The sequence below is a fragment of the Trichocoleus sp. FACHB-90 genome, assembly GCF_014695505.1.
Taxonomy (GTDB): Bacteria; Cyanobacteriota; Cyanobacteriia; order Cyanobacteriales; family FACHB-T130; genus Funiculus; species Funiculus sociatus.
The window spans coordinates 1-6,960 of sequence record NZ_JACJOK010000088.1 but is presented as its reverse complement, the minus strand read 5'-3'; the positions used below and the strand labels follow the sequence as shown (position 1 = coordinate 6,960).

The 6,960-nt window shown below is 46.6% G+C and carries 2 protein-coding genes and 5 pseudogenes; 3 read left to right on the top strand and 4 right to left on the bottom strand.

The annotated features are described in order from the left end of the window. A pseudogene (locus tag H6F74_RS31210) lies at positions 1-74 on the bottom strand (IS1 family transposase); the annotation flags it as partial. Positions 75-563: 489 nt separating this feature from the next. Between H6F74_RS31210 and H6F74_RS25710 the strand changes: the two are divergent. Both H6F74_RS25710 and H6F74_RS25705 read left to right on the top strand, forming a co-directional pair. Next, complete coding sequence (locus H6F74_RS25710) at positions 564-4,448, top strand: filamentous hemagglutinin N-terminal domain-containing protein (RefSeq protein WP_199301640.1); 3,885 nt, start codon at positions 564-566, stop codon at positions 4,446-4,448. Between the two features lie 170 nt (positions 4,449-4,618). Beyond that, positions 4,619-5,656 (top strand): annotated as a pseudogene (locus H6F74_RS25705) (IS701 family transposase); the annotation flags it as partial. Positions 5,657-5,695: 39 nt separating this feature from the next. Here H6F74_RS25705 and H6F74_RS25700 read toward each other — a convergent pair. After that, positions 5,696-5,840 (bottom strand): annotated as a pseudogene (locus H6F74_RS25700) (IS1 family transposase); the annotation flags it as partial. A gap of 71 nt (positions 5,841-5,911) precedes the next feature. On the opposite strand from H6F74_RS25700, the gene H6F74_RS25695 reads away from it, so the two are divergent. Then, positions 5,912-6,621, top strand: a protein-coding gene (locus H6F74_RS25695; protein WP_199301639.1) for an IS1 family transposase whose coding sequence is annotated in 2 segments (ribosomal slippage) — positions 5,912-6,188 and positions 6,188-6,621 — 711 coding nt in all. Because the reading frame shifts where the segments join, the coding sequence is not laid out codon by codon here. Between the two features lie 33 nt (positions 6,622-6,654). Here the strand turns inward: H6F74_RS25695 and H6F74_RS25690 are convergent. Further along, a pseudogene (locus H6F74_RS25690) lies at positions 6,655-6,846 on the bottom strand (IS1 family transposase); the annotation flags it as partial. 25 nt (positions 6,847-6,871) lie between these two features. Beyond that, a pseudogene (locus H6F74_RS25685) lies at positions 6,872-6,960 on the bottom strand (IS1 family transposase); the annotation flags it as partial.

Here is a 6,960-nt window from a genome sequence, read left to right as displayed (position 1 = left end):
CAGATGTGATTTTGCTTACCTTTGTTCTTCCCATTCTTCCGGACATGGGAGGAGCCACACTCAGGACATTGCATGGCGATTTCCCCTAATTCATACCCTTATTATGCAACGCCCAAGAAATTGAGCAGTGGCTTGCAGAATTACTAGAGCAGCAGAGTCAAGCTTCCCGGCAATCTGGCTATACAATCAGCAATCTCCAAACCATTCTTCAGATATTGACTTTTAGTAGAGGTGTGAAATGCACGTTGAAAAAGTAGGCTACATGGGCTATAAGCTTTATACTCTAGGATGGCAAAACAGTCAACACAAGCATCTTTCTTGGCTTCAACATTTACTACTTAGTGCTTTTGTGTACTACCGTCGAGGATTTGAAGAGGGCTCTGAGTGGATTAGGGACTATCAGCTTCAAGGGAATCAGCATTAGTTGGAGGAAATGTTGGGATGAAGTAACGCTAGAACCGGAGCGAGTAGATTCTTTGAGTTCACTTTCTGGGTGTGTCGTGATCGGGTTATTTACTCGCAGCAAATCGCATTAATAATCGCCATACGGGAGGCAAGATTTGATGAGTGGGTGGCATCTAAATATATGGGTTTTGATGGGTAGTACTGTGTGGGGACTCGGTTGTTTTCAACCGCTCGCAGCACAAGTAGTTCCAGATAACACGCTGCCTACGGGAGAGCGATCGCTCGTTTCAGGCAATCCCAACTTCCAGATTGACGGAGGAGCAACGCGGGGTGGCAATCTGTTCCACAGTTTTAGCGACTTTTCCATACCCACCGGAGGCTCTGCCTTCTTCAACAATGCGGCAGATGTGCAGAATATCCTAACGCGAGTCACAGGTGGGTCAATTTCTAATATTGATGGCTTAATCCGAGCAAACGGCACCGCCAACCTGTTTTTGCTCAATCCCAATGGAATTATATTTAGTCAAAATGCCAGCTTGAAAATCGGCGGTTCCTTTGTGGGCAGTACCGCCAGTAGCATTCAGTTCGCCGATGGTACAGAGTTCAGTGCCGTAAATTCCTCGGTTCCTCCCTTGCTGACCATCAGTGTGCCGATAGGGTTGCAGTTCAATGGTACGCAAGGAGATATCGTTGTGCAGACTCCTGTGACTGAGAATCCGTTTACTGAAGTAGGCGATGCCGGTCAGCTTCCCGATACAGCCCAAGCTGTCAACAGCGCGACTGATGGAACAAGCTTGAACGCGATCTCTGGCAATTTGGACAATGTCAACGATATTGACCTGTATCAAATGTTCCTAACCCAAGGTGTGCCATTCGCCGCGAGTACGGTGAATGGCACACGTTGGGAGGATACCCAGTTGTTCTTATTTGATGGTAGTGGCTTGGGCTTGTCCAGTAACAATGACATAGTTGACTCCATCATCCAGCACTCAACTGTACCATTGAGCGAACCCTTCATTCCTGCTGCCTCTGGCATCTATTACCTGGGCATTTCCCTCTTCCCTAATAACCCCCGCAGTCCACAGGGCTACATCTTTGGCGCATCGGGTGAGCCTAACGGTTCAGGCTCCGGGTTACCGTTGAGTGACTGGGATGCGAATGTTAACGGCTGTTGCAGCGCTACTTATACGATTACTCTCACCCCTCAAACCTCTCTTCAGGTTCAACCGGGCAAAACTCTAGCACTTGTGGGCGGCAATGTGACTATCCAGAAGTCACATTTGCAGGCTCTGAGTGGTCGAGTCGAGTTGGGAGGAGTAGCTGGGTCAGGAATGGTCGGGTTGAATGTTGATGGCAACAACATAGATTTAAGTTTTCCCTCACAGGTAGCACGAGCCGATGTCTCTTTAAGGAATGGCAGTAGCATTTTTACGCTGGGAGTCGGTGGCAGTATTCGAGTGCTCGCCCGCGACATTGATATCCTCGACAGAAGTAACCTTTATATGGGAATTCCCGGCGATTCGACGTTACCCGATGCCCAAACTGGAGAGATGGAGCTGAACGCAACGAACGCTATCACCATTAGCGATAGCGACTTGAAGAACAAATTGCATGGATATGGACAGGGAAATCTCGGCAACATCAATCTGACGGCGGGCGATCACATTTTGATACATCGCAGTGTCCTAGCGACTCAAGTGGATTGGAGTGCTGTTGGCAATGCTGGCGATATTAACATCACCACGGGTTCGCTTTCGGTCACGAGTTTGGTCACGGAGTCGGACGTGGATACGAGTGCGCTATCTACCGTCGCGTATGGACGGGGAAATTCAGGCAACATAAACATTAATGCCCGCGATACCGTTACTTTGGGTCAGGTTGACCCAGTCTCAGGCTTTTTCCCGCAGGTATGGATACAGAGCCATATAGGAGGTATAGGTAACGCTGGCGATATTAACATCACCACGGGTTCTCTTTCGCTTACAGCCACTCGACTGTTATCCTTCAACTCTTTTGGAGATGGAGAAGGCAATGCAGGCAATATCACTATCAATGCCCGCGATACCGTTTCTCTCAGAGGCTTAACTCGACTGTTGTCTATGGCAACGTATGGACAGGGGAATGCAGGCAGGGTAACCATTCATGCTGGCGATAGCGTCTCTCTTGATGACGGTTCTCATATCAATACCTCGGTCACAAACCTACATTCAATTAATTCTATTAGTCCTCGACCAGAAACTGTTGTCGGTGATGGTGGCGATATTGAGATCACGACAGGGTCGCTATTTCTCACCAATGGTGGTCACATGGTTTCCTTCACAGGAGCACAGGGAAATGCAGGCAGTGTGACTATCAATGCTCGCGATCGGGTCTCTATTGAGGGTGATTTCCTTCTAGAGACTAGCTCTGGGAACATCTCCCATAGAGAATATTACACCAGCGGTATCTTCACACAAGTGCTTTCAGACGATCTGTGGCGTCAAGTCGAGGGTAGAGAGAGGAGGGTATGGGGTCAAGGAGTGGGTCGAGGAGTGGGTGAAGGAGGAGATGTAAATATCACCACTAACTCACTCTCTCTGACCAATGGGGGTGCGATTAATACCTCCACGCGGTGGCAGGGAAATGCGGGTCGAGTCACCATCAATGCTCGTGACTCAGTACACATTAGTGGCACAGCTCCAACTCGTCCCGACCTCGCCAGTGGGATAACAACCTCAGCCGAGTCACAAGCGGTGGGAAGCGCAGGAGATGTCAGCATCACCACAGGCTCACTTACCGTTGCTGACCAAGGCACCATCACCACGGCGGCACGGGGGCAAGGGGATGCTGGCAGTATCACAGTGAGTGCCGACACAGTTGGTTTGAGCCGTGGCGGGCGATTGGTCACGACAACATCGAGTAACAGCCGGGCGGGTGACATCACACTGAATACACCTGACCTGCAACTTGCGGGTGCAACCAGTGGTTTGTTTACCGAAACCACCAGTGCTGGAGAGGCAGGGGACTTAACCATTCAACCGGGGAGCAACGGGCAAACCCTGCGGGTGAACTTGCAACAGGGGGCACAAATCTCGGCTTCAACGCGCGGCAGTGGGGATGGAGGAGACCTGACAATTACCGCTCCCGAGTCGATCGCGCTGACCGGAGATGGTTCTATCATCGCGGCTGAAACGGGCGGCGGTGGTACGGGTGGTAACTTAACGCTGCGAACGGGTAACCTCAGCATTCAAAATGGCGCACAAGTCAGCGTTAGTAGTTCCAGCACGGGTAGTGCAGGTTCTTTATTTGCCGATGCCGATCACATCTTTCTCAACAATGGGGGCAGAATTCGAGCCGACACGTCTGGGGGTGGGGGCAATATTAATTTGCGCTCGTCCTTGATTCTCTTACGCAACGGCAGCAACATCTCAACCAATGCAACTGGAGACAACATCCCTGGTGGGAATATTGCCATTGATACCCAGTTTCTGATTGCTGTGCCTAAGGAAGATAGCAATATTAGCGCCAATTCTCGGAATTTTCGGGGCGGGAATGTTAGCCTCAATACTCAAGGTATCTTTGGTATTCAATTTCGGGATGTAGCTTCTCCTCAAACCAGTGATATCACCGCCACAGGGGCAACTCGCGAGTTGCCGGGTAATGTGCAAATTATTGGACCTGATGTAGATCCCACTACGGGATTAGTAGAATTCCCAACCGATTTTGTAGATCGTTCTGACGCGATCGCTCAAGGCTGTCCGGCTAGCGAAGGCAACTCGTTCGTCGTCACGGGTCGGGGTGGGTTGCCTCCCAATCCGGAACAACAATTAGACGATGATGCCGAATGGCTTGACCGACGCCGCCTAGTCGTGGCTCAACAAACTCGACACCCGACACCCGACACCCCAACGGCTTACATCAAAAAACCCACATCCCATACCCCAATCATCGAAGCCACCGGCTGGCAGATGTCTCCCACTGGACAAGTCCTCCTGGTTGCCGCCACGCCTGAGCCAACAGTGCAGCATCCGTTGAATCAGCCAGTTGCCTGCCCAGGCAGATAGTAGACGGCTTGAGGATGCTTTCAGAGTCCTTGAAGGTATAAATTTGCCATTTTGAGCGAAACCGCAACGCTCTGGCTCAATAGCAATTGTGCATATCCCTCTTGTGTCACTCTCCGAGAATTAGAATAAAGAAATAAATACTGTAAACCTCGTGCATTGTAAGCAGGGTAATGGATGTAGAGTTACAAATCCTGAAGCATTTACCAAGGGATGCACAGCCAACGGTATCCTTCATCGATAAATATTGTGTGGGGTACTCATACTTATTTCCCGAAGTGAGAAGTTATGAATGTTTTAGATATTTACACCTAGGAATAATCTCAGGAATCAAGAGAAAATCGCTACCGGAAATCGCGAAAGTAGTTGGATTAAAATCTGCCCAAGCGCTGCATCACTTTATAGCGAAGTCACCTTGGTCAGTAAGCGAATTAAGAGGGCGAAGATTATCGCAAACATTAGCGGCGTTAAAGGGCAATGCGAGCACAGTAGTAATTGATGAAACTGGAGACAGAAAAAAGGGGAAAAGAACGGATTATGTAGCAAGACAATATCTAGGCAGCATCGGCAAGGTTGACCGAGGAATTGTTTCAGTAAATGCCTATGGTATCTATGAAAATATAACGTTTCCTTTACTATTTAAAGTCTTTAAGCCAAAAGGAACCTTGAAATCAGGAGAGAAGTATCAAACGAAAATCGAATTAGCATCGGACATCCTTAAAGAATTAATTGAGTTTGGCTTCAAGGTTGAATTAGTCTTAGCTGATAGTCTATATGGGGAAGCCAGCTCATTTATTAGAACATTAGATGAATTAAAATTACCCTGGATTGTAGCGATTAGAAGTAACCACGGAGTCTGGATGCCCTCTCATGAAAGCGTTAGAGCTAATAAATGGCATCAATTTCAGAAAATATTTAGTAATCAAACCTCTCAAACAAGATATATTAGAGAAATCATTTTTGGCAAGAGAAGTCATCGAAGTTATTGGGAAATAACCCTAGACCCAGAAACTCTGCCTGAAAATTCTACGGTTTTCGTGATGACAAATCTTCAGGGGAACATCAAGAAGAGTTTAGGAAATCTTTATGGCTTAAGAACCTGGGTTGAATATGCCTTTCGGCAGGACAAGCAGGAATTGGGTTGGACGGATTATCGCTTTACTCATTTCCCGGACATTGAAAAGTGGTGGGAAATAATTTTCTGCGTTTATTTGATGGGTAGTCCTAAACAAGTAAGGATGAGTTGTAGTGTGAACAAAATACCAAATTGCACCAATATGATTTTCTGACTTTTTGGAAAACGATAACGTCTTCCTTACCAACTGTGATACTCTCTGGCGTAAGGTGCAGTTAAACCGCTCAATTAAGCTTGTGAGAGCCACTCTCTTTACCGACACTGGTAGTCCTGCATAGTAATGCTAATGAACTATAATTTTAATTATTCAACCTACCTTAATTTTTAGCTTATGCAATGCCCCAAGTGCGACTCTCAATACGTTGTAAAAAATGGTCATACTCACACTGGTAAACAAAATTTTAAATGTCGAGATTGTGGCAGACAATTTGTCATGACTCCCAGGCATCAACCTATTTCCGAAGAAAAGCGAGAGTTAATAGATCGGCTATTACTAGAAAAAATACCTTTAGCTGGAATTGTAAGAGCTACAGGAGTTTCTGAACGGTGGCTACAGTACTATGTCAATCAAAAATTAGGAGCAGTCAAAAGAAAAGTGCAAGTAACCTCAAAAAAAAAGGTAAGCTAATAATTCAATGTGATGAAATGTGGTCATTTGTAGGATGTAAGGGTAACAAGCAGTGGATTTGGCTGGCAATTGATATATTAACTAAAGAAATTGTAGGAGTATATATTGGTAAAAGAGATGAAACTGGTGCGATAGGGTTGTGGAATTCTTTGCCGGCAGTTTATCGCCAATGTGCTGTCAGCTATACAGACTTTTGGAGCGCTTATCAAATAGTTTTTCCTAAAAAAAGACACAAACCAGTATTCAAGGATAGTGGTCAAACGAACTATATAGAAAGATTTAATAATACGATGAGACAAAGAATATCCCGTTTGGTAAGAAAAACTCTTTCGTTCTCTAAAAAACTCTCCAATCATATAGGAGCTATTTGGTATTTTATTCATGAATATAACGCCAGTTTATCTATAGAATGAAAAACTGGCGTTATCATTACTATGCAGGACTACCCCGACACTTTGATGCCGTTTGCTGGGAAACACCTCATCGTAAGCCGACCAAAAAGCAGTGTAGGAGACGGCACATTGCCGATACACGGAGGGTAAGGCATCCCATAATCCTTGTGCCCCCTCACGGCTGCGGTCGCCAATGTACACCCCGACAATTTCTCGTGTTTCGATATCTATAGCAAGCCAAATCCACGGCGTTGCTGAATCAAGGTATGAGTCATGGAGGAACAGGAACATCCCAGAATTTAAGATAGTGAAGTAGCAACCGAACTGAGTGCTTCAGCATTTCTACCGACTTTGAATAGC